Here is a 235-nt window from a genome sequence, read left to right on the forward strand (position 1 = left end):
GAATGAAAACAGTTTTATCGCCAATGATTATAATGGGGATGGAAAGACAGATATCCTTTACCAACAAAACCTAACTGTTGAGCGGGTTGGGAATGATTTCTCCCAAAAAGGAAGCCCTCAGTTAACGTATCTGGTCCTGCTTGAGAATATCTCTTTTTTAGAGAATCAGATTAGTTTTTCGTTGGTTAAAACAAGGTCACAGGTTGCGGGTGTAAAAAGCCATCCCATTCCTGTA

The 235-nt window shown here is 39.6% G+C and carries 1 protein-coding gene; it reads left to right on the forward strand.

The annotated features are described in order from the left end of the window. Positions 1 to 235: hypothetical protein (locus AC6CH4_RS26050; RefSeq protein ID WP_498108257.1), on the forward strand; the 235-nt coding region annotated here is incomplete at both ends.

The organism is Flavobacterium sp. GQ95 (assembly GCF_059758655.1).